At 45.7% G+C, this 22,355-nt stretch carries 18 protein-coding genes, 3 rRNA genes and 2 riboswitches; of the genes, 14 read left to right on the top strand and 7 right to left on the bottom strand.

The window, feature by feature from the left end:
* The first annotated feature begins 5 nt into the window (after positions 1–5).
* The 8 genes from ACXACN_RS16505 to ACXACN_RS16540 all read left to right on the top strand — a co-directional run bounded on the left by ACXACN_RS16505 (position 6) and on the right by ACXACN_RS16540 (position 9,821).
* On the top strand, positions 6–161 hold the full coding sequence (locus ACXACN_RS16505; protein ID WP_202410145.1) for a hypothetical protein: 156 nt from the start codon (positions 6–8) through the stop codon (positions 159–161).
* Between the two features lie 189 nt (positions 162–350).
* Positions 351–1,151, top strand: a complete 801-nt coding sequence (locus tag ACXACN_RS16510) for an SDR family NAD(P)-dependent oxidoreductase (RefSeq protein WP_474965878.1) — start codon at positions 351–353, stop codon at positions 1,149–1,151.
* A gap of 21 nt (positions 1,152–1,172) precedes the next feature.
* Positions 1,173–2,192 (top strand): thiazole biosynthesis adenylyltransferase ThiF, encoded by a 1,020-nt coding sequence (locus ACXACN_RS16515; protein ID WP_474965880.1) that lies wholly within the window; start codon positions 1,173–1,175, stop codon positions 2,190–2,192.
* A 537-nt stretch (positions 2,193–2,729) separates the two neighbouring features.
* Positions 2,730–4,294, top strand: a 16S ribosomal RNA gene (locus tag ACXACN_RS16520).
* A 171-nt stretch (positions 4,295–4,465) separates the two neighbouring features.
* Positions 4,466–7,381: ribosomal RNA gene (locus tag ACXACN_RS16525) — 23S ribosomal RNA — on the top strand.
* Positions 7,382–7,470: 89 nt separating this feature from the next.
* Positions 7,471–7,584: ribosomal RNA gene (gene rrf / locus ACXACN_RS16530) — 5S ribosomal RNA — on the top strand.
* The 16S, 23S and 5S rRNA genes sit together here, the layout of an rRNA operon.
* Positions 7,585–7,696: 112 nt before the next feature.
* Positions 7,697–8,608 (top strand): DMT family transporter, encoded by a 912-nt coding sequence (locus ACXACN_RS16535; protein WP_474965882.1) that lies wholly within the window; start codon positions 7,697–7,699, stop codon positions 8,606–8,608.
* A gap of 61 nt (positions 8,609–8,669) precedes the next feature.
* Positions 8,670–9,821, top strand: coding sequence for an AI-2E family transporter (locus tag ACXACN_RS16540; protein ID WP_474965883.1), 1,152 nt, complete (start codon positions 8,670–8,672; stop codon positions 9,819–9,821).
* A 35-nt stretch (positions 9,822–9,856) separates the two neighbouring features.
* On the opposite strand, the gene ACXACN_RS16545 is transcribed toward ACXACN_RS16540, so the two are convergent.
* From ACXACN_RS16545 to ACXACN_RS16555, 3 genes are all read right to left on the bottom strand, one after another.
* On the bottom strand, positions 9,857–10,411 hold the full coding sequence (locus tag ACXACN_RS16545; RefSeq protein WP_474965884.1) for a cysteine dioxygenase: 555 nt from the start codon (positions 10,409–10,411) through the stop codon (positions 9,857–9,859).
* Between the two features lie 11 nt (positions 10,412–10,422).
* A complete protein-coding gene (locus ACXACN_RS16550; protein WP_474965886.1) occupies positions 10,423–11,328 on the bottom strand; it encodes a DMT family transporter in 906 nt (301 codons plus the stop codon).
* Between the two features lie 186 nt (positions 11,329–11,514).
* Entirely contained in the window at positions 11,515–12,507 is a 993-nt protein-coding gene (locus tag ACXACN_RS16555) for a YeiH family protein (RefSeq protein ID WP_474965887.1), read from the bottom strand.
* A gap of 110 nt (positions 12,508–12,617) precedes the next feature.
* Here ACXACN_RS16555 and ACXACN_RS16560 point away from each other — a divergent pair, with 110 nt between their 5' ends.
* Both ACXACN_RS16560 and ACXACN_RS16565 read left to right on the top strand, forming a co-directional pair.
* Positions 12,618–13,508 (top strand): LysR substrate-binding domain-containing protein, encoded by an 891-nt coding sequence (locus tag ACXACN_RS16560; RefSeq protein ID WP_474965888.1) that lies wholly within the window; start codon positions 12,618–12,620, stop codon positions 13,506–13,508.
* Between the two features lie 54 nt (positions 13,509–13,562).
* Entirely contained in the window at positions 13,563–14,036 is a 474-nt protein-coding gene (locus tag ACXACN_RS16565; protein WP_474965890.1) for a GNAT family N-acetyltransferase, read from the top strand.
* Between the two features lie 277 nt (positions 14,037–14,313).
* On the opposite strand, the gene ACXACN_RS16570 is transcribed toward ACXACN_RS16565, so the two are convergent.
* The gene (locus ACXACN_RS16570; RefSeq protein ID WP_474965892.1) at positions 14,314–15,519 is read right to left on the bottom strand and encodes an MFS transporter; all 1,206 of its coding nucleotides are present in this window, start codon (positions 15,517–15,519) and stop codon (positions 14,314–14,316) included.
* Between the two features lie 105 nt (positions 15,520–15,624).
* Between ACXACN_RS16570 and ACXACN_RS16575 the strand changes: the two genes are divergently transcribed.
* The 3 genes from ACXACN_RS16575 (at position 15,625) to ytvA (ending at position 17,926) form a co-directional block, all read left to right on the top strand.
* Complete coding sequence (locus tag ACXACN_RS16575) at positions 15,625–16,473, top strand: LysR family transcriptional regulator (RefSeq protein WP_474965893.1); 849 nt, start codon at positions 15,625–15,627, stop codon at positions 16,471–16,473.
* On the top strand, positions 16,470–17,039 hold the full coding sequence (locus ACXACN_RS16580) for a nucleotidyltransferase family protein (RefSeq protein ID WP_474965895.1): 570 nt from the start codon (positions 16,470–16,472) through the stop codon (positions 17,037–17,039). The genes ACXACN_RS16575 and ACXACN_RS16580 overlap by 4 nt, the downstream gene beginning before the upstream one ends.
* An 80-nt stretch (positions 17,040–17,119) precedes the next feature.
* Positions 17,120–17,926 carry a YtvA family blue-light photoreceptor gene (gene ytvA, locus ACXACN_RS16585; protein ID WP_474965896.1) on the top strand — a complete coding sequence of 269 codons (807 nt, stop codon included), beginning with the start codon at positions 17,120–17,122 and terminating at the stop codon, positions 17,924–17,926.
* A gap of 92 nt (positions 17,927–18,018) precedes the next feature.
* On the opposite strand, the gene ACXACN_RS16590 is transcribed toward ytvA, so the two are convergent.
* Positions 18,019–19,311 (bottom strand): nucleobase:cation symporter-2 family protein, encoded by a 1,293-nt coding sequence (locus ACXACN_RS16590; protein WP_474965898.1) that lies wholly within the window; start codon positions 19,309–19,311, stop codon positions 18,019–18,021.
* The gene (locus tag ACXACN_RS16595) at positions 19,308–19,895 is read right to left on the bottom strand and encodes a xanthine phosphoribosyltransferase (protein WP_474965899.1); all 588 of its coding nucleotides are present in this window, start codon (positions 19,893–19,895) and stop codon (positions 19,308–19,310) included. The genes ACXACN_RS16590 and ACXACN_RS16595 overlap by 4 nt, the downstream gene beginning before the upstream one ends.
* A 239-nt stretch (positions 19,896–20,134) precedes the next feature.
* Positions 20,135–20,236, bottom strand: a riboswitch (purine riboswitch).
* Between the two features lie 130 nt (positions 20,237–20,366).
* Positions 20,367–20,547: riboswitch (cobalamin riboswitch) on the top strand.
* Between the two features lie 137 nt (positions 20,548–20,684).
* Between ACXACN_RS16595 and ACXACN_RS16600 the strand changes: the two genes are divergently transcribed.
* A complete protein-coding gene (locus tag ACXACN_RS16600; protein WP_474965901.1) occupies positions 20,685–21,155 on the top strand; it encodes an acyl-CoA thioesterase in 471 nt (156 codons plus the stop codon).
* A 46-nt stretch (positions 21,156–21,201) separates the two neighbouring features.
* Here ACXACN_RS16600 and ACXACN_RS16605 read toward each other — a convergent pair whose 3' ends face one another.
* Complete coding sequence (locus ACXACN_RS16605; RefSeq protein WP_474965902.1) at positions 21,202–22,071, bottom strand: dimethylarginine dimethylaminohydrolase family protein; 870 nt, start codon at positions 22,069–22,071, stop codon at positions 21,202–21,204.
* Between the last annotated feature and the right edge of the window lie 284 nt (positions 22,072–22,355).

Here is a 22,355-nt window from a genome sequence, read left to right on the forward strand (position 1 = left end):
CCACGATGACTCTGCTATACTCAAAAGCCCGTGAGCTGTTCGATCAGGATTACAAAAACAGTCCGGAAGCCCAAGTCCAATCAAAGGCTAAAGGCGTAAAGCGTACACGGAGTGGAAAGGTTCTATTCTCTTTCCGTAAGCAGACTAACAAACGGAAATAGCATTAGAAGTCGTGGAGGCAGCTATGAGAAGGAACAAAAAAAGAATTAACATGGTCGACTTTTTAAAGCAAGTTGTCCCGTGGATCAGCGTTTCATTGACAAGATCAGTCATGAAGCGCTGATTTTTTATTTAGGGAAGGTTTACATATAGAAGGGTTCGGTTATCGTATCCGCTAAGGAGGCGAAAACATGAACATTTTTTCAAGCGAAGCATTTAGTGGAGAACACATCCTTATTACTGGTGCGACAGGTGGGATCGGATATGACACAGCCAAGGAAGTTGTCCGAGCTGGGGGTCATGTGACCATCACAGGAAGGAGGGAGGAGAAACTGGCCTCGTTAAAAGAAGAATGTGCTACGATAAATGGAGAGGCGAAAGTCTTCATAAGCCCCGGTGATTTGAACAATGAAGCAGACAGGATAAAAGTTGTAAGAGAAGCCAGGGAGGCTGTTGGACCAGTAACTGGGCTTGTTAATTCTGCTGGCATCATCGGTGGTGGACCGCTTGAAGGTTTAAAAGAAGAAGACTTGCGTAAAGTGATGGAGCTTAACTATTTTTCTACCGTCCTTTTCACTCAGGAAGTTTATAAAGATATGAAAGCGAACGGACGCGGAAGTATCGTGAATTTGTCCTCCCTTTCTGGATTGAGAGGGACGCATTCCGGAACAGCCTACAGCGCTTCGAAGTTTGCAATTACAGGTTTCACCCAGTCTTTCGCACATGAAGCGATCGAGTACGGCGTTCGCGTTAATGCCGTATGTCCCGGATACGTAGATACAGCTATGGGGCAGGAAGCCATTCGTTCAAAAGGGGAACGGGAAGGCAGAAGTTATGAAGAACAAAGAAAAGTGGCTGAACAAGGCATTCCTTCAGGGAAATTGAGTGAACCCGACGAAGTGGCCAGGTCTATTGTCTATCTTTTATCAGAGGCTTCTACTAACATTGTCGGGGAATCTTTGAAGATATCTGGAGGAAGCGTCATGCGATAAGGAATAAAGGAGGTTGCCCCTTTGCTAGAAGACAGATACTCAAGACAACAGCTTTTCAAACCAATAGGAGAAAAAGGGCAGCGCCGTTTAAAAGAATCGCACGTGCTTCTGATTGGGATTGGTGCACTCGGTACAAGCAGTGCTGAACAGCTTGTAAGGGCAGGGGTCGGTAGAATAACCATCATTGACCGGGATTATGTGGAATTCAGCAACTTACAGAGGCAGCAATTATTCACGGAAAAAGATGCTGAAAACCGCATGCCTAAAGCGATGGCTGCAAAAGATCGTTTGGAAAAAGTGAATAGTAACGTTCAAATTTATGCAGTTGTAGATGATGTACAAGCAGAAGAGCTGGAACAGTACTCACAAGGCATTGATATGATCATAGATGGAACAGATAACTTCGAGACACGTATGCTCATCAACGATTTCACACAAAAAAAACAAATTCCATGGATTTATGGAGGGTGTGTAGGGAGTCATGGCATGAGTTATACGATTATTCCTGGAAGCACCCCTTGTTTATCATGTTTGATGAGAAGCATTCCCTTGGGTGGAGCCACTTGTGATACGGTGGGGGTGATCAGTCCGGTTGTACAAATGGTTGCAGCCCATCAAGTGACGGAAGCTTTGAAGATCCTTGTAGGAGATATTCATTCAATACGAAAAGGCCTTGTCACTTTCGATCTTTGGACGAACGACTATACTTCTATTAAAACTGGACGTATTCAAAGGAAAGACTGTCCATCTTGCGGGGAAGAACCGTCATTTCCTTTTCTTCATGGAGACGAGATGACAAAAGTGGCTGTTTTATGCGGGAGGGATACGGTGCAGATACGTCCGGGCAACAAAGGACGGAGAGACTTTACAGAGTTAAGGAACAGGCTTCCAGATGGTAAGATTCAGGAGAACCCTTTCCTGTTATCTTTTAATAACTCTCAGCACCGCATGGTCTTTTTTCGGGACGGCCGCGTTTTGATCCATGGCACAAAAGATATAACGGAAGCAAAGACGTTGTATCATAAAATCGTTGGTGGTTAATTCTGTTTGTGTAGGACGAGAAAAGGGAATAGGTAGACCAACAACTAATAAGGAGAGTGCAACATGGGACGAATTTTAAAACGTGTGTTCAAGTATGGACCGGTGGTTTATCCGATCATAAAGAAATTCATGAGAAAAAGAAAAGGGCGGTACTGAAAGCGAGCAAAAATCTGCTCGCTTTTTATTTTCTCACTATATAATAAGGAAGAAACACATCAATGATATTCTAGTACTCTAGAAAACTAAAAAAGTATTGAAAAACCTATTGCGTCATTCAGAATGCCATGATATATTATTACTTGTCGCGTTAACAGAGCGGCAAGCCGCAAAGAGCTTAACAAAATAAATCATAAAAAAGTTGTTGACGAAAACAACCACGCATGATATATTAATTAAGTCGCTGTTTTGAAGCGGCAAACAAAACATTTGATCTTTGAAAACTGAACGAACCAACCAGTACGTCAAAACATTTCTTCTTTATAGAAGAAATTTGAAACAAGCACATTCGGTGTGCAAATGAGCAAGTCAAACTTAACTTTTATGGAGAGTTTGATCCTGGCTCAGGACGAACGCTGGCGGCGTGCCTAATACATGCAAGTCGAGCGCGGGAAGCGAGTGGATCCCTTCGGGGTGAAGCTCGTGGAACGAGCGGCGGACGGGTGAGTAACACGTGGGCAACCTGCCTGTAAGATCGGAATAACCCCGGGAAACCGGGGCTAATGCCGGGTAATACTTTCTTTCGCATGAAGGAAAGTTGAAAGATGGCTTCTTGCTATCACTTACAGATGGGCCCGCGGCGCATTAGCTAGTTGGTGAGGTAACGGCTCACCAAGGCGACGATGCGTAGCCGACCTGAGAGGGTGATCGGCCACACTGGGACTGAGACACGGCCCAGACTCCTACGGGAGGCAGCAGTAGGGAATCTTCCGCAATGGACGAAAGTCTGACGGAGCAACGCCGCGTGAACGATGAAGGTCTTCGGATCGTAAAGTTCTGTTGTTAGGGAAGAACAAGTACCGTGCGAATAGAACGGTACCTTGACGGTACCTAACGAGGAAGCCCCGGCTAACTACGTGCCAGCAGCCGCGGTAATACGTAGGGGGCAAGCGTTGTCCGGAATTATTGGGCGTAAAGCGCGCGCAGGCGGTTCCTTAAGTCTGATGTGAAAGCCCACGGCTCAACCGTGGAGGGTCATTGGAAACTGGGGAACTTGAGGACAGAAGAGGAGAGTGGAATTCCACGTGTAGCGGTGAAATGCGTAGATATGTGGAGGAACACCAGTGGCGAAGGCGACTCTCTGGTCTGTTTCTGACGCTGAGGTGCGAAAGCGTGGGTAGCAAACAGGATTAGATACCCTGGTAGTCCACGCCGTAAACGATGAGTGCTAGGTGTTAGGGGGCTTCCACCCCTTAGTGCTGAAGTTAACGCATTAAGCACTCCGCCTGGGGAGTACGGCCGCAAGGCTGAAACTCAAAGGAATTGACGGGGGCCCGCACAAGCGGTGGAGCATGTGGTTTAATTCGAAGCAACGCGAAGAACCTTACCAGGTCTTGACATCCTTGGCCAACCCTAGAGATAGGGCTTTCCCTTCGGGGACCAAGTGACAGGTGGTGCATGGTTGTCGTCAGCTCGTGTCGTGAGATGTTGGGTTAAGTCCCGCAACGAGCGCAACCCCTAATCTTAGTTGCCAGCATTTAGTTGGGCACTCTAAGGTGACTGCCGGTGACAAACCGGAGGAAGGCGGGGATGACGTCAAATCATCATGCCCCTTATGACCTGGGCTACACACGTGCTACAATGGATGGTACAAAGGGCAGCGAAGCCGCGAGGTGTAGCAAATCCCATAAAACCATTCTCAGTTCGGATTGCAGGCTGCAACTCGCCTGCATGAAGCCGGAATCGCTAGTAATCGCGGATCAGCATGCCGCGGTGAATACGTTCCCGGGCCTTGTACACACCGCCCGTCACACCACGAGAGTTGGCAACACCCGAAGTCGGTGAGGTAACCTTTTTGGAGCCAGCCGCCGAAGGTGGGGCCAATGATTGGGGTGAAGTCGTAACAAGGTAGCCGTATCGGAAGGTGCGGCTGGATCACCTCCTTTCTAAGGATATAACGGAAACGTACTGTGTTGGTTGTTCAGTTTTGAGAGATCAAACGATCTTTCAACTTGTGAACCTTGAAAACTGGATAAGGAATCATTGTCTTCATCTAACGATGAGACATTTGATGACAAGACATCTAATTGAAATTGTAAACGTCTTTTCACGACGATAGTTAAGTGAATAAGGGCGCACGGTGGATGCCTTGGTACTAGGAGCCGATGAAGGACGGGACTAACACCGATATGCTCCGGCGAGCCGTAAGTAGGCTTTGACCCGGAGATTTCCGAATGGGGAAACCCACTGTTCGTAATGGAACAGTATCCTATACTGAATACATAGGTATAGGCAGGCACACCCGGGGAACTGAAACATCTAAGTACCCGGAGGAAGAGAAAGCAAACGCGATTTCCTGAGTAGCGGCGAGCGAAACGGAATCAGCCCAAACCAGAAAGCTTGCTTTCTGGGGTTGTAGGACACTCCATTGGAGTTACCAAGGAGGAAGATAGACGAATTGACCTGGAAAGGTCAGCCAGAGCAGGTAACAGCCCTGTAGTCGAAATCTTTCTCCCTCCGGAGTGGATCCTGAGTACGGCGGAACACGAGAAATTCCGTCGGAATCCGGGAGGACCATCTCCCAAGGCTAAATACTCCCTAGTGACCGATAGTGAACCAGTACCGTGAGGGAAAGGTGAAAAGCACCCCGGAAGGGGAGTGAAAGAGAACCTGAAACCGTGTGCCTACAAGTAGTCGGAGCCCGTTAATGGGTGACGGCGTGCCTTTTGTAGAATGAACCGGCGAGTTACGACCGTATGCGAGGTTAAGCAGTAGAAGCGGAGCCGCAGCGAAAGCGAGTCTGAATAGGGCGAGTGAGTATGCGGTCGTAGACCCGAAACCGTGTGATCTACCCATGTCCAGGGTGAAGGTCAGGTAACACTGACTGGAGGCCCGAACCCACGTAAGTTGAAAATTACGGGGATGAGGTGTGGGTAGGGGTGAAATGCCAATCGAACACGGAGATAGCTGGTTCTCTCCGAAATAGCTTTAGGGCTAGCCTCAGAATAGAAAGTCATGGAGGTAGAGCACTGATTGGACGAGGGGCCCCTATCGGGTTACCGAATTCAGTCAAACTCCGAATGCCATAGACTTTGTTCTGGGAGTCAGACCGTGGGTGATAAGGTTCATGGTCGAGAGGGAAACAGCCCAGACCGCCAGCTAAGGTCCCAAAGTGTGTGTTAAGTGGAAAAGGATGTGGAGTTGCTTAGACAACCAGGATGTTGGCTTAGAAGCAGCCATCATTCAAAGAGTGCGTAATAGCTCACTGGTCGAGTGACTCTGCGCCGAAAATGTACCGGGGCTAAACACACCACCGAAGCTGCGGATTGATCTTATGATCAGTGGTAGGAGAGCGTTCTAAGGGCCGTGAAGTCAGACCGTAAGGACTGGTGGAGCGCTTAGAAGTGAGAATGCCGGTATGAGTAGCGAAAAAAGAGTGAGAATCTCTTTCACCGAATGCCTAAGGTTTCCTGAGGAAGGCTCGTCCTCTCAGGGTTAGTCGGGACCTAAGCCGAGGCCGAAAGGCGTAGGCGATGGACAACAGGTTGATATTCCTGTACCACCTCCTTTCCGTTTGAACGACGGGGGGACGCAGGAGGATAAGGAGAGCGCGCCACTGGATGTGCGCGTCCAAGCAGTGAGACGGTCGGATAGGCAAATCCGTCCGGCAACGTCAAGCTGTGATGGGGAGGGAAATATAGTACCGAAGCTCCTGAGTTCACACTGCCAAGAAAATCCTCTAGTGAGGAAAGAGGTGCCCGTACCGCAAACCGACACAGGTAGGCGAGGAGAGGATCCTAAGGTGAGCGGGAGAACTCTCGTTAAGGAACTCGGCAAAATGACCCCGTAACTTCGGGAGAAGGGGTGCTCCTCTGCCGAGGAGCCGCAGTGAAAAGGCCCAAGCGACTGTTTACCAAAAACACAGGTCTCTGCGAAGCCGTAAGGCGAAGTATAGGGGCTGACACCTGCCCGGTGCTGGAAGGTTAAGGGGATGCGTTAGCTTATGCGAAGCGTTGAACCGAAGCCCCAGTAAACGGCGGCCGTAACTATAACGGTCCTAAGGTAGCGAAATTCCTTGTCGGGTAAGTTCCGACCCGCACGAAAGGTGCAACGACTTGGGCACTGTCTCAACGAGAGACCCGGTGAAATTATACTATGTGTGAAGATGCACATTACCCGCGACAGGACGGAAAGACCCCGTGGAGCTTTACTGTAGCCTGATATTGAATGTTGGTACAGCTTGTACAGGATAGGTAGGAGCCTTGGAAGCCGGAGCGCTAGCTTCGGTGGAGGCGCTGGTGGGATACTACCCTGGCTGTACGGACATTCTAACCCAGGACCGTGATCCGGTCCGGAGACAGTGTCAGGTGGGCAGTTTGACTGGGGCGGTCGCCTCCCAAAAGGTAACGGAGGCGCCCAAAGGTTCCCTCAGAATGGTTGGAAATCATTCGCAGAGTGTAAAGGCACAAGGGAGCTTGACTGCGAGACCTACAAGTCGAGCAGGGACGAAAGTCGGGCTTAGTGATCCGGCGGTTCCGCATGGAAGGGCCGTCGCTCAACGGATAAAAGCTACCCCGGGGATAACAGGCTTATCTCCCCCAAGAGTCCACATCGACGGGGAGGTTTGGCACCTCGATGTCGGCTCATCGCATCCTGGGGCTGTAGTCGGTCCCAAGGGTTGGGCTGTTCGCCCATTAAAGCGGTACGCGAGCTGGGTTCAGAACGTCGTGAGACAGTTCGGTCCCTATCCGTCGTGGGCGTTGGAAATTTGAAAGGAGCTGTCCTTAGTACGAGAGGACCGGGATGGACACACCGCTGGTGTACCAGTTGTTCCGCCAGGAGCATCGCTGGGTAGCTACGTGTGGTCGGGATAAGTGCTGAAAGCATCTAAGCATGAAGCCCCCCTTGAGATGAGATTTCCCTTACCTATAAGGTAATAAGATCCCTCAGAGACGATGAGGTTGATAGGTCCGAGGTGGAAGCGTGGTGACACGTGGAGCTGACGGATACTAATGGATCGATGACTTATCTATCTGATTTCAATCAGTCGTGAAAAGCGTTTCTTTTTCAAAAAGATGTTTCCTTATCCAGTTTTGAGGGTTTACCTCAAACTTTATATTGATGTGGTGGTGAAGGCGAAGAGGTCACACCTGTTCCCATGCCGAACACAGCAGTTAAGCTCTTCAGCGCCGATGGTAGTCGGGTTTACCCCCGTGAGAGTAGGACGCCGCCACGTCATTTCACACCCCTTCAGGAATATTTCCTGAAGGGGTGTTTTTGTATTGTGAGTTCCCTTTGGATTTGGTAAAGTATAGGAATATTGGCAAGAGCGGAAAGGGAAGTAAACGATGAGACTATACGGTGCTCTACTCTCCTTAAGTTTGATATGGGGATTATCTTTTGTTTTTATAGAAACGTTGATCGGTACAGCAGGGGTATGGGGGACAGTCTTTTTCAGATGTCTTGCAGGAGCCGCGATCCTTCTTCCTTTGGTTTTTTATAAGTGGAAGAAACATCAGCTTCCTTCATCGATCCCTTGGGGTGTATTGATGGTTGTAGGTGTGTTTAATGCGGGTCTTCCCTGGGGACTGATTGCCTTAAGTCAGACCGTGGTGACAAGTAATACAGCAGCGGTTCTCAATGCAACCACCCCGATCATGACCGGTTTGATTGGTTTTCTTATCTTTTCGGTATTCTTAAATAGATGGCAGTGGGGTGGAATCTTCCTCGGTTTTCTCGGAATTTTGATACTGACCGGCTTTGAGTTTACGAACATACAATCCAATAACTTCATCGGTATTGGAACAATGATTCTCGCAACATCGTGCTATGGATTTGTCTCACACTTTACGAGAAAATACTTACGAGGGTTCGATGTGATCCTTTTGACTAGCATTGCTCTCCTCGTTGGGGCAATGGTTGGTTTGACTGGTATTCTTTTGACACAACCTACACTTTTCACTTCTATCGGGCAAGATATGGATGTTCCTTTTACCATCAGCGTCATCGGTCTAGGCTGTGTTGGCTCTGGAATTGCTCATTTACTTTTCTATTATATGATCGATCGAGGAAGTGCTGAGTTTGCGAGTATGGTCACATACCTTGTCCCTGTAACGGCTCTCTTCTGGGGGAACTTGCTGCTTGGTGAACCGGTTACAAGTCAGTTGCTTCTTGGACTAGGTGTAATTTTTGCTGGGGTATATCTGTCTACGAGGAAAAAACGTGTGAACGGTCCTTTTGTAGGGAAAAAAGCCAGTTAGGGCTCTGTTGTTTAAGAGTGTGATAGAATGTGATAAATGATGTAGTTGAGGTGAATGGTATATGAACCGCTGGGATTCTACGCCGGTCATCCGCTTTTTCGGAGGTCGGAAACTTTTATTTATATTAGGTGTCATCCTGCTGATCGGACTGAATATCCTCGTTTTTTCAAACGTAGGATTCATCTTTGATCCATTTTTAATTTTTGTTAAAACGGTAGCTTTGCCGTTAATCCTTTCTATTGTTGTCTATTATTTATTGCGGCCGATCATCAATCTACTTGAATCTTGGAAAATCAAAAGAATCTGGGGGATTTTGCTCACCCTGATGGCATTGGTCGGGATCATCACCATGCTTGTAGTTCTCATTATTCCATTTCTTGAAAAGCAGTTAATCAGTCTGGCTGAAGAGCTGCCTCGTTACGTACAAGATTTGTTGAATACGATCGATGAGTGGTTAAGAAATTCGATTTTTTCTGTCTACTATACGAATCTATTTGAAGACGTGGATGGCATGTTGAATCAGATCCCTGATTATATTTCTTCTTATGCGTCCGAGACCGTAGAAGGGATCACGAATATCATATCCACCGTGACGAATGTAGTCGTTGCGCTAGTGACCTTGCCGTTCATTCTCTTTTATTTGTTAAAAGATGGGCACCGTCTTCCATCGTTCATCATTAGGATGTTCCCACCGAAGATACGTCCAGAGATCTCCAGTGTATTCAAAGGCATTGATCATCAACTGTCGGCTTACATTCAAGGACAGATCATTGTCAGCTTTTGCATCGGGATCATGATGTACATTGGCTTTCTCATTATCGGACTGGATTACGCTTTGTTACTCGCGGCTATCGCTAGTGTGACAAGTGTGGTTCCATACTTAGGACCTGTTATAGCCATTACACCTGCATTGATTATATCTATTGTGACTTCACCTTTTATGGTTGTGAAGCTAGTCTTCGTTTGGACGATCGTGCAGTTGTTGGAAGGGAAGTTCATATCCCCACAAATTATGGGGAAAAGTTTGCACGTTCATCCCGTTACCATCATCTTTGTTTTGTTAACAGCAGGTCATTTATTTGGAATCGTCGGGATTATTTTGGCCATCCCTGGCTACGCGATCTTAAAAGTCCTCGTATCTCATATTTATTACTGGTTTCAAAAGCGATATAACCGATTTGTGGATGAAGAGAATCAATATAAGGTTCAATAAAGAAGGAAGTGGTTGAGTTCAACCACTTCCTTTTTTTATTTCTGTAATTTGATTTCTTTCAAACGCTGCCGTTGTTCTTCCGGCCACCATGCTCCGCAGTCGCTGGATACGACGCAGGCGGCACAGGTTTCAAGGTCATAAACCCGCATACCGCGAATAGGTGGTGAATACAAATGCAGGGTCACAAGAGGTGTTGAACCTTCTTTGCCCATTTTGTGGATTCCTTTTTCGGGGGCGAAAAAAAGACTCCCATTCTCCTTGAACTCTGTGAAAATTGGAGAAGGTAGGGCTTCGCCATGGGCCTGGTAAACGGTTTGCTTTGTCGTTCCATTCATAACCTGGATCCAACCGGTGGACTGTCCGTGATCGTGGGGCGCACACTCAATATCCGCCCAATTCATGACGATCATTTCTACGTGGTCATCTTCGTATATCATTTGGCGGTAATAGGGCTTTCCTTCGGGGTCCTGTAAGTACGGGGCTAACTCATCTAAAGTGATTCCAAGCTCAATCAATGTTTTTTTCAAGGTTTCTGGTGAGTGGTCATCAAGACTTTCGAATACACCCACGACACGTTTGATCATCGTCATAGAAATCCTCCTTATTCAATAGGTTTTCTTAATGGGAATTTCCCTTGGACAAGCATCACTCCTGCAATGATTAAAAGACCTCCGAACAGGGAGGATGCGATGAATTTTTCATTTAGAAGGATGATGGCAGCAACCAGAGTAGCCAGTGGTTCAAAATAAAGAAACACAGAAACCTGCGTCGCCTGCATGACCTCTAGAGCTTTCGCCCAATACCAGTAAGCGATGGCCGAGACAAAAATGCCGAGAAAAAGCAGGTGTGCCCAGTGTTCCGGTGAGAGCGTGCGTAATTGGTACAATCCATGGTTTCTAATAAAGAAAGGCAATGTCAAAAGGAATCCTGTCGTACTCATATAAAAAGTAAGAACGAGGGGAGGGACAGGAACAGCTAGCTTTTTTAAAAGCACGGAGTAAACAGCCCAGTTCAACGTACTTAGAATCATAAGCAAATAGCCAAGACTTAAAGAAAAACTGATGGCCTGACCGCTCCCAATGGTTGTAATCATCAAAACTCCTGTGATGGCAATAGTAATGCCAACAATTTTTTTCATACTGAGCTTTTCCTGCAAGAATATAAAGGACAGAAAGACGGTGAACACAGGAGAAAATGAAATGAGCCAGCCGGCATCGGATGCGTGTATGGTCAGTAAGGCTGTCGCCTGGACCACCTGATGAACAAATACGCCGAGGACCCCTAAGATGAGTACATGTGGGAGGTACTTTATATGTATTTTCAACGGGTATTGAAATAGAAGTACCAGCATCAATAAAAAGACCGATCCAATTCCGAATCTGACGACAAGCAGGGAAAAGGGATCCAAATGTCCTAAAACGGCTTTAGTAGAAACAAAAGACACACCCCAGAAGGTAATAGAAAGAAATGCATAGAGCGAAGCGCTGATTTGTGAAGGAGAGCTCATAGACCTTGTCCTTTCCTTATCTAGTCTCCCTACACTATATGCAGGGAAAGGACAAGCATGAGGCTCCGTGTCTCTCTTCTATCGTAACAGAACGGCTGTGCCGCGCTACTTTTTCGACGAATATTCTGATTGTTAGACAAGAAACGTTGGACCATACAAAAAAAGCCCAGGATATCCCTGAACTTTTTAAATGATCCAATAGGTGAGTACCGATAGTAGGATGGATGTCACAATCAATAAGAGCATCGGCTTCAGTGCTCGATGTCTGACGTCGTGTAAACTCACGCTGAGACCGAGACCAACCATAGCCATCGTTAAAATGAAAGAAGTTACTGTCGATACGGCATTCATGAGTGCATCTGGTATCGTGAAAATTGAGCCATTCACAAAACTTCCGAATAGGCTCATGAGGATAAAACCAACAAGGAACCAGGGATAAGCAATAGACGAACGACTTTCTTCTGTTCCTTTATTGTTCATATACCAGATCAATAGCAGACTGAACGGTACAAGGAGGAAGACACGACTGAGCTTGGCAACAAGTGCCATACCCAGACCTTCATCTCCAGCGGGTTCTCCGGCAAGGGCCACGTTCGCTACCTCGTGCAAGCTAATTCCAGCCCACATCCCGTAAGCTTCTGCATCTACTGGTAAAACAGGGCGAATGAGGGTGTATCCAATAGCGAATAACGTACCGACGACAGATATCACACCTGCGCTGATGGCGGTGTCTTCTTCTTTGGCTTTCAAAATGGGTGTAACGGCTGCGATGGCCGATGCTCCACATATGCCTGTTCCGATCCCGAGCAGGGCCATCATCGACCGATCCGCATCAAATAGTTTGGCTAAGAAGAGCATGAGACCAATGGCAAACACGATGACAATCGTTCCTTTTATTAAAAGAGGAAAGCCCTCTTGAAGAATGACATTAATATTTAATTTCAATCCGAACAAAATAATTGCAAGTCGCAATAATTTTTTAGCTGAAAAATGAATTCCCGATCGGATGCCTTCTGGATAACCAAAAAAATGCCGGTACAAAACGGCAAGGAGTATAGCTGTGGCGAGAGGACCGACCTGGTTCAACAGCGGCAGCATCGCGAGTAGAAATCCTACAGCAGCAAGGATAGCTGTAAATCCGATTCCTTTAAGGAGAGGTGAATAAGATGTGTGGTTCATAGATGGACCTCCTTTGTTTCCTTCATTTATCATACGTGCTGCCTAGTCATTCGTAAAATAAAACTTTATAATGGTAATCATAGAAAAAACTGATGATTGGAGCAGGTGAAATGGATTTTGAAGCATTGAAAACCTACATCACAGCCATTGACGAAAAGAGTTTTACAAAAGCTTCTGCTCTTTTAAATCTGTCGCAGCCGACCGTCAGTGCACACATCAAGAATCTGGAACATTTTTTTCAAACATCCCTGATTGATCGCTCACCGAAACATTTCAAAGTGACAGCTACAGGGGAGATGGTGTACCGAAGGGCGAGGCAGGTCCTTGGAGTTCTGGATAAAGCCAAGAATGAAGTAAAACAGTTTCACGAGCAGGTAGGGGGACATATCCATATTGGTGCAAGTTACACCGTTGGGGAATATATCATTCCTTCTATATTGAAAGCCTTTGACGACCTGTATCCAGCGGTAGAATTACAAGTGCGTATTGCTAATTCTGAACAAATCAACCGGGAAGTGCAGCAGCATGAACTTGATTTGGGACTTGTGGAAGGGAAAGTGACGGAGCAGGGATTGAGTTCTCTTCCATTCATGGAAGACGAGATGGTCGTTATTGTTCCCCGGACGCATCCTTTGAGAAAGAAAGAGGAGGTAACCTTTCAAGATTTACAGGATCATACGTGGATCACTCGTGAAGGGGGTTCAGGGACGAGAGCGATGCTTAATTATATGTTGGAATCATCAAACATCCGACCGAAAAAGACGATTACGATTGGGAGCAACCACGGAGTCGTCCAAGGGGTAAAGGAAGGGCTTGGTCTTTCTTTTATCTCAAAAACGGTAGTTGAACACACAGATGCTGCAGAATTAATTATGGATCTTCCTTATATCCACTCGACAACGCGCTATTTCTCGATTGTCACTCCATCAAATGAAGAAGAAATTACGGAAGGTGCTCAAGTTTTCATTCAGCACGTCATGAAATTGTATGAATTGTCATAAAACCATTACACGCATTTGTTTGCAGCTTTGTTATGATAGAGGGGAGAGAGTAGTTTGGTTTGGGCCATCGAGCGTCTACAGAAAGAAGATATTCACCAAGTGATTGGGATGGTCAGAACATCGATTCTGGGCATATCCCCCAGGTTTTACAATCAAGAGCAACGGACAGCCTGGGCGGAAGGGATCAAAGATCAACCTCATTTTCATCAACGTTTTCTTGAGGCCTACGCACTCGTCGCCAAGGACGATCACAACAACATCATCGGTTTCGCTAGTCTTGTGGATGCTCACATTGATTTTTTGTATGTAGCTTCAGGCAAGCAAAGGAAAGGTCTTGCCACTCAGATGCTCGACCTTTTAGAGGAACGTGCGAAGGAGAAAGGTGTGAAGGTGCTCACGACTGAAGCGAGTGCCGTCGCGAGACCTTTTTTTCAGAAGCGGGGGTTCGTCATCAAGGAAGAGCAGGTAATAGGGTTGGGAGAAATAGAGATGAAAAATGTGCAAATGTTTAAAAAGGTGCTTAAGTAGTAGAAACTACGGGTATCGTCTTTATAGAAAAAGTTGAAACGTTTGTACATTCCCGTTCGTAAGGAAAATGGATGTGTTTCTGTGACAAATCTTATTTCAAATACTGAGGTGAAAAAATGAAGAGACTAGACCAGATTGTCGACTATTTGAAGACGCTGGGAGTAGAGGTCGAAAAGGTTTATCGCACACCGAAGGAAGAGACGAGATAAGCAGAGCTGAATGACACCACTCAAGGTATGCTCCTACATAAAGAAGCATACCTTTTTGCTTGGCGCTTTTAAGCCGATTTTGTTAGTTGTTTGAATGCTGGCTGTTTAGAATAGATATGGGCCCAAATGACACCACCGATCATAGGGAAAAAGAGGGCTAGGAAAACAGCAGATGCTCCTTGGGAAGAGGCAAGCATACCGAATAGAGGGCCGGTCACCACGACTGACGTTTGATTGCATAGCATTCGCAAGCTGGAAATGCGGCCATGAAAACGGGGATCTGTTGCCATTTGCTGCACAGACTGCAAAAGGGCGCGAACAAACGATGTCCCCATACCGATCATAAGAAAGCCGATAAAAGCTGTAGGAATAAGGGTGGTGAAACTAACGATCCCGAGCCCTGCAGCGGTCAAGAGAAGCGACCATACTCCGATCCGGTTTTGCGATTTCGCCCACCACCATGTCCCAATGAGTCCAGCCAGAATGCCGCCGATAGAGAATGTGCTGTCGAGCAAGCCATAGATGAGCGCCGACTGCTTTAGGTAAGAACTTGTGTAGACGCTTAAAAATCCGAGAGTCGTGTGGAAGGTGAGCTGTCCGAGCATGAGCATGACAAACAATCCATAAAGCATCCGGTTTTGATGTACATAAAGGAACCCTTCTTTCATCTCATCCAAAAAAGAGGAAGCGTCGCTGCGAGATCCCCTCTCTACTGGCGTGTAACGAATCGTCTGAATGGTGGCTGTAGCACATCCGAATAAGAGGATAACGATAGACAACGAAGCTTCGACAGCCACAAGACCTGCCAACAAACCTCCAATCCCCGCTCCCGCTAAACTGCCAGCAACAGTCGAAGACCCTGACCAGGAGAAGATCTTTGGAAGATAATCTTTCGGAAATACTTCAGCCACTAGAGCTTGTAACGAAGGACGAAATAATGAACCTGCCGTTTGCATAACCATATGCGCAGTAATCATCAGCCAAGGTTGTTCCAATCCCCCTAAGAATGCTCCCGTTAGCAATACTAAACAGATGATGCTAGTCACACCTGCGAGGATCGCAAGCTTCTTCCTGTTGCTGCGATCGACCAGAACGCCGAAAATCACGTTGGAGAAAAGACCGGGGATGAAACCAAAGCTTACGAATAACCCGGTATAAAAAGCATTTTCCGTCCATTGATATAAAAACCATGTGATGAGGACGAAATACATCGCACGACCACTTTCATACAAAAAATAACCGCTCATCAGTCTTTTCGTGTTCGCCTTGTTCATGTTTTCCCCTCCTTCATCTACATGTATCGTACGTTCTTTTTACTGATTTGGATAATATTGCATTATGATAGAAAGTGATAACGATCCGTTATGGGGGGGATTTAGATGAAAATCGAAGATTACCAACTTCTACTTGATTTGAATCAATGTGGAACCATCCGTAAAACAGCCAAATCTATTTTGATTTCACAACCAGCTATTACCCAGCGTTTGAAATTCATCGAAGCACACCTGGGCGGGCAGATTTTTCTCCGTACACCGAAGCGCTTGCTTCCAACACCTTTCGGGGAAGTTGTCCTTACACATGCGGAACATGTACTGTACCAGGAAGATCTATTAAAAGAAAAATTGGCCCAAGTGGAGGGGAAGGTAGCCGGGACACTTTCACTCGGCGCTTCTTCTTTGTACAGCCAACACTTTCTTCCGGATGTGCTGCAATCTTTCACAAAAGCATTCCCTGACGTAATGATTGACTTATTTACGGGAGTGAGTGAAGAAATACGACAGGCTGCATCTTCCTTCCATATTGCCATCGTTCGAGGGGAACCCATTGAAGACTACGAAATCGTTCATCTGTTGAGTGATCCTCTTTTTCTCCTGGATTCTGTCGCTATGGAAAAAGAAGAGCGTCCGTTCATTGAATTTAAGAGTGATCCAGGTTTTCAGAAGCTTATAGAAACGTGGATGTCGCGGGAACCTGGAATGTTGGTCAAACGTTCAATCAAAGTCGATCATTTTGAAACGGCCAAAGAAATGATGAAGCGGGGACTGGGAATGACAGTCCTCCCAGAGAGCATTATCAAAGAAGATAAGCAGGCCTATAGTTGGCTGCCACTAGAGGCTGAAGGGGAAGCCATGGTTAGGGAAACATGGGCATGCGTAAAACCGGGAAGTCGAGCATTGCCACAGGTTGAAGCATTTCTTGAACACATTAGAAATGAGGTGAGGGAATGAATATGAGAGAAAAGCAACTAGTCAAGGTCATTGAGGCGTGGACCCCTTATATCCGTCCGCTCTTTGATATTTCTGACATGTATGACCACGAGTTTTGGATCGGTGCTGGTGTCATCACCCAAAGCGTATGGAATCACCAATTCGGATATCCTGCAGACTACGGAATAGGGGATGCAGACCTCCTTTATTTTGATGCTTCAGGGACTCTGGAAGAAGAAAAAAACCTCGAAAAACAGTGGAGTGCTGCCTGTAGTGATCTGCCTTTTTCTATCGATGTAACAAACGAGGCGCTTGTACACCTTTGGTATGAAGAAAAATTCAACCAGAAAATCCGCCCATACACATCTGTCCAAGATGCCATTGATACGTGGCCGACGACCGCTTCATCGGTGGGAGTCAAGCGAAGTCGGAAGGGTGAATATGAAGTGTATGCGCCTTTCGGTTTAGAGGATCTTTTTCAAGGAATTATCCGTCCGAATAAACGCTTGATCCCAGAAAAAGTTTATTGGAATAAGGCTGAGAAATGGAAGAAACGATGGCCGGAGCTTACGGTTCTACCCTGGTAAAAGGAAGACACTTGCATAATCAGTGCCATTCATTTTATTATTAAAGTAATTCATTCCAACCTCGGAGGGGATGTTCTAACGTGTCGGAAGAGCTTATGTTTTCTAGATTAGAAGAGATTCAACAAAATCAATTTATAAAAGCAGCCATCGACCATGTCGGTGCTGGAGTCGTCATTAGTGATCCGGAGCAAGAGGATAACCCGATGATCTATTGCAATCAGGGGTTTCTCGACCTGACGGGTTATGACCGAGAGGAGATTCTCGGGCGTAACTGTCGCTTTCTGCAAGGGAGCGATACGAACCCTGAACATGTGGATCAGCTTCGTGAAGGCCTTTCTAAGCAAGTACCTGTAGAGGTAGAAATAAAGAACTATCGTAAAGACGGTACGATGTTCTGGAACGAACTACATATCTTTCCGGTGTATATCGAACAGATGGATCAAGTGTATTTCGTTGGCGTCCAAAAGGATGTGACAAAACGTCGCGAACAAGAAGAACTAATCACGCATTATTTGTCTGAGGTAAAAAGATTATCGACGCCTATTGTCCCCGTACAGGACAATATCTCTGTGCTCCCGCTTGTGGGAACCATTGATGATGATCGACTTCAACAAATGCTGGAAGCGGTCAGTCACCATGTGAAAGAAACGAAAGAGGATTACTTGATCCTGGACATGTCTGCCGTGCATTCCTATAATGAAGCCGTTCATATGGGGATCTATCAGATGAATCAGCTGTTGGATCTGATGGGAACCAAGCTCGTGATTACAGGAATCAAACCGTCGTTTGCCATCCAAAGTACTCCTTACGCAGACTTTAGTGAACTGTCGCTTCAGACATACGCTACAGTGAAACAAGCCCTGAAAGTATTAAGAGGGCAATCATAATAGAGAGAAGCAGTGCCGAACCAATACCAATGGATTCGGCGCTGCTTTTTCTTTGTAGGATATTTCCAAAATATGTATGACCTGGTCAGTTACTAAGCGCTCTTTTCGTGTAATTGGTGAACTTCTTTAGTTGTGCGTTTCGGTAGCATATGGAATACGATGTTGAGTGCGATGGCTGTCACGCTGCCTGCCACAATGCCGTTGCTTGTAAGAATTTGTACACTATCAGGGAGTTTGGCAAATAATTCAGGGACAACAGTGACTCCTAGCCCCATGCCAACGGAACAGGCGACAATCATGGAGTTTTCATGAGATTCAGAGATGATTCGACTGAGTATTTTAATGCCCTGAGCAATGACCATTCCGAACATGGCGATCATTGCACCACCTAACACAGCGGTGGGGATAATCGTCGTAAAGGCAGCAATTTTAGGTATGAACCCTAAAGCAATCAACATTCCACCCATAACGAAGATCACAAGTCGAGATTTGACACCAGTCATATGCATGAGACCGACATTTTGAGAAAAAGCGGTATAAGGAAAGGCGTTAAATATTCCTCCGAAGAGAATGGCTATTCCTTCTGCACGATAACCATTTGCTAAATCTTTTTCATTCAATTTCTTCTCGGTCATCTCACTTAAAGCGAAGTATACACCAGTGGATTCAACAAGAGACACCATAGCAACTAAAATCATTGTTAAAATGGCTGACCATTGAAAGCTCGGTGCCCCAAAGTAGAAAGGTTCGACCATATGGAAGACAGCCGATTCATGGACAGCTGAAAAATCTATTCTTCCAAAAAGAGCAGCAGCAAGGGTGCCACCTAAAATACCGATCAGAATGGCGATTGAGCGCATGAATCCTTTTGTAAAACGATACAAAAGTACGATGAAGATCAGCGTCCCAAAAGATAGGGCTAGGTTTGCTGGTGAACCAAAATCATCAGCTCCTTGGCCACCCCCCATATTGTTGATGGCAACAGGAATCAAAGTAATTCCGATAATGGTTACAACGGTTCCTGTCACGACAGGGGGAAAGAAACGGACAAGTTTTCCAAAGAAGCGGCTGATAAGGATGACGAATAGCCCGGAAACGAGAATGGATCCATAAATGGCCGAAATGCCGTACTGACCTCCGATGGCGATCATTGGACCGACAGCAGTAAACGTACAGCCAAGGACGACAGGAAGGCCGATTCCAAAATAACGGTTGCGGACAACTTGCAGGAGGGTAGCCACCCCGCACATTAAAATATCAATGGCGACAAGGTAAGTGAGTTGTTTAGAATCCAGTCCAAGCGCTCCACCGACAATCAATGGAACAAGAATCGCCCCGGCATACATCGCTAATAAATGTTGAATAGCTAAAGCGGTCGTTTTCATGTGGATACCTCCTGTGTTTCAAATCGAATCGTTTGGTCTTCAAGCGATGAAAGGATGGCAAGGGATTCCACTTTTATCCCTTGGCGTCTTAATAGGCGTCCACCGTCTTGAAACCCTTTCTCAATGACAATAGCCACGCCGGAAAGGGAAGCTCCTGCTTGTTCAGCAATGTTGATCAGCCCTTTTGCTGCTTGTCCATTGGCTAGAAAATCATCAAGAATCAAGACGTGGTCATCCTCAGTTAAGAAGTCTTTGGAAATGGAAATTTCATTGGTTTCCTGCTTTGTAAAAGAATGTACCTTTGATGTGTAAAGGTGGTCCTTCATGGTTAAGGATTTTTTCTTCCTTCCAAAAACCATGGGAACACCAAGACTGAGTGCTGTCATTTGAGCGGGTGCGATCCCTGAGGATTCTAAGGTCAGCACTTTTGTAACCCCCGTATCTTTGAAACGTCTCGCAAACTCTTCGCCGATTTCTTTCATGAGCACGGGGTCTATTTGATGATTCAGAAACGCATCCACTTTAATGATAGAAGGAGATAAAACTTTTCCCTCATCCATGATTTTCTTTTTCAACTGTTCCATATCCAACACACCTTTCTTTTTTGTGTACCGCTTTTCCATGGAAGCTCTTGCAGTGATGATTTTATTTCAATCCTTATGTGAGTGGTTTTATTGGATCTTTTCAAAACTCTGTCCAATGAGCGAAACATAAGGAAACTTGAAAATAAAAAAGCACGAAAAGCTTGTTTCCACTATGGAAAGCAAGTCTTTTCGTGCATGACGAAGACAACAACAATAAAACCGTGGACGTAAATGCCCCGGTGTCTTGTACTGCTTTTCATAGTCGGTTCATTTACGGTAAACCGGTAGAAACTTGCAGGCCCTATCCCCGCGATTATATGAAAACTTATATTCGAATGATATGAACAGTATAACAGTTTATTGTTCGTAATCAACCCTTATTATGGAATTTATTAGCCGATCGTTAGGTTTTTGTTCGTGTTGACAAGGGAGGAGCTTTGGGAGATAGTGGTTGAGAGAAAGATTTTTTTGAAAAATTGATCGCCTTATGGTGGCTTCGTCATTGAAGCTGAAAAGGGAAGTTTGGTGAAAAGCCAACGCGGTCCCGCCACTGTAATGGGGAGGTGCATAGATGATCCACTGTCTCACAAATGGGAAGGACTATGCGCTGATGAACCTGAGCCAGGAGACCTGCCATGAGGAAGAACATGAATTCCTACGGGAGATAGGAGGATGTTACGTGTATTGGATTCATCAAGAGCTTTTTGCGGTTCCATGAATCGAAGGAGATCGGTTATCTTCGTATCTCTCTTTGAGGGCTAGTCACTTTTTAAAAGGAGGAACCCATTCATGGAATCTTTACCTGTCCATTATTCTCGCATGACTCAAACAAGATTAGTACTACCACCGGACACAAATCATCTGGATACCATTTTCGGAGGCAAAGTTCTCTCGTATATTGACGAGATTGCGGCACTAACCGCAATGAAGCATTCAAACTGTGTGGTTGTCACCGCTTCGATTGACTCTGTGGATTTTTTATCTTCTGCAAAGGTAGGGGACGCTTTGACCTTGGAAGCTTCTGTGACGAGTACAGGACGAACATCAATGGAAGTGTATGTGAAAGTCTTTGCTGATGATTTGCTGAAAGGACGCCAAGTGATGACGACAGAATCATTTTTAACGATGGTCGCCGTCGATGTTGAAGGAAAACCAAAACCGGTGCCTCCCATCTTACCTGAGACAGAAGAAGAAATACGTTTATATGATACGGCTCCATTCAGGAGAGCACACCGAAAAAACAGGCCTGCGCTTAGATGACTGGTCCATGATCAAAATAAATGAATCACCAAGAAACCCTACTTTTTTAAAGTGGGGTTTCTTTTTCCTTTCTTTTTATCGGCAATGTACAGCAGCGGAAGGATCCACCGGATTTAATGATTTCTGAGAGATTGACGGGAATGACATGAAATCCTTTTTCTATTAACTGTGTGTTTAGCTGCTCGTTGTGAGGCAAACTGATCACGTTACGGCTTCCTATGGAAAGAACGTTCGGTCCCATTGTGAACTGCTCTTTTTCAGTAACTTCAATTATATTGTAACGCGTAGCGATAGCTTCCAGGCTTTTTCTTTTTAAAGCAGGAGGATACAGAATCACAGTTGATTCATCTATTATGTTAAATACGCAGTCCAGATGGAGAATGTCTTTCCTCAGAGGGACAGGTATGACCTGATGATCGGGAAGGCGTGATTGAAGTTCATGAATCGCTTTTTTTGACGTCCTTTCTGTTTCTCCGACCCAAACCGTGGCCCCATCTACAAGAATATCTCCCCCTTCGATGGATGAAGAGAATGGCTTTTCAAGGTGTACGTCATTCTCTCCTGCCCAATTTCGAAGGACTTCTGTTTCTTCTTTCCGTACCTTCTCGCTCATGGAGCTGATAAACAGGCGATCATGAATGGTGAATCCAATATCTCGCGTGAACACTTGTTCATGGAATTCGGGGTGATTTGAAAGGTTTATAACTTCAACCTTGTGTTCTTCCAGCATTTTTATGAAATGTTCGTGTTGCTGAAGAGCTAAATGGACATCTATGTTCTCCTTTTTGTAATGTTTTTGAGTTTCGTTAATAACATCCGTGATTTTCATGTAAGAAGGTTTGGCGACCACCACTTTATATAGCTTTGTATATTCAGTGTCACATTGAACAGTGTTTTCGGAAACTATTCCGACCATGTTTCTTATCCTCCTTTTGTTCATATCCCTTTTCTTCCCCAGCTATTCGATAATCAAACAAGAATTTCCATGTAAGAAGAGCGATCCCATTGTATCGTTTACCATACATGAAACCTGAATGAATAGGTGAGGTATAGAGAGCAGGCATTTTTCAAGTCTCTCATGGGAACCATCGTTATGTTTCGACATTTCCCGGGAAATGTCGTGAGAAAATTTGGGGAAATGGGCGTTATGGACAAAATTCGGATGTGGAGAGACTTTTGCTGATACAGAATGATTTTTTG

This window comes from Halobacillus sp. AWM4_238, assembly GCF_056158265.1.

What these genes read in the sequence shown, in the direction of transcription:
- ACXACN_RS16545 (WP_474965884.1), bottom strand. Translation starts at nt 10,411, where the DNA reads ATGACGATGATCAAACGTGTCGTGGGTGTATTCGAAAGTCTTGATGAC.
- ACXACN_RS16560 (WP_474965888.1), top strand. Translation starts at nt 12,618, where the DNA reads ATGGATTTTGAAGCATTGAAAACCTACATCACAGCCATTGACGAAAAG.
- ACXACN_RS16595 (WP_474965899.1), bottom strand. Translation starts at nt 19,895, where the DNA reads ATGGAACAGTTGAAAAAGAAAATCATGGATGAGGGAAAAGTTTTATCT.
- ACXACN_RS16590 (WP_474965898.1), bottom strand. Translation starts at nt 19,311, where the DNA reads ATGAAAACGACCGCTTTAGCTATTCAACATTTATTAGCGATGTATGCC.
- ACXACN_RS16600 (WP_474965901.1), top strand. Translation starts at nt 20,685, where the DNA reads ATGGAATCTTTACCTGTCCATTATTCTCGCATGACTCAAACAAGATTA.
- ACXACN_RS16580 (WP_474965895.1), top strand. Translation starts at nt 16,470, where the DNA reads ATGAATATGAGAGAAAAGCAACTAGTCAAGGTCATTGAGGCGTGGACC.
- ACXACN_RS16540 (WP_474965883.1), top strand. Translation starts at nt 8,670, where the DNA reads ATGAACCGCTGGGATTCTACGCCGGTCATCCGCTTTTTCGGAGGTCGG.
- ACXACN_RS16505 (WP_202410145.1), top strand. Translation starts at nt 6, where the DNA reads ATGACTCTGCTATACTCAAAAGCCCGTGAGCTGTTCGATCAGGATTAC.
- ACXACN_RS16575 (WP_474965893.1), top strand. Translation starts at nt 15,625, where the DNA reads ATGAAAATCGAAGATTACCAACTTCTACTTGATTTGAATCAATGTGGA.
- ACXACN_RS16510 (WP_474965878.1), top strand. Translation starts at nt 351, where the DNA reads ATGAACATTTTTTCAAGCGAAGCATTTAGTGGAGAACACATCCTTATT.
- ACXACN_RS16570 (WP_474965892.1), bottom strand. Translation starts at nt 15,519, where the DNA reads ATGAACAAGGCGAACACGAAAAGACTGATGAGCGGTTATTTTTTGTAT.
- ACXACN_RS16605 (WP_474965902.1), bottom strand. Translation starts at nt 22,071, where the DNA reads ATGGTCGGAATAGTTTCCGAAAACACTGTTCAATGTGACACTGAATAT.
- ACXACN_RS16555 (WP_474965887.1), bottom strand. Translation starts at nt 12,507, where the DNA reads ATGAACCACACATCTTATTCACCTCTCCTTAAAGGAATCGGATTTACA.
- ACXACN_RS16535 (WP_474965882.1), top strand. Translation starts at nt 7,697, where the DNA reads ATGAGACTATACGGTGCTCTACTCTCCTTAAGTTTGATATGGGGATTA.
- ACXACN_RS16550 (WP_474965886.1), bottom strand. Translation starts at nt 11,328, where the DNA reads ATGAGCTCTCCTTCACAAATCAGCGCTTCGCTCTATGCATTTCTTTCT.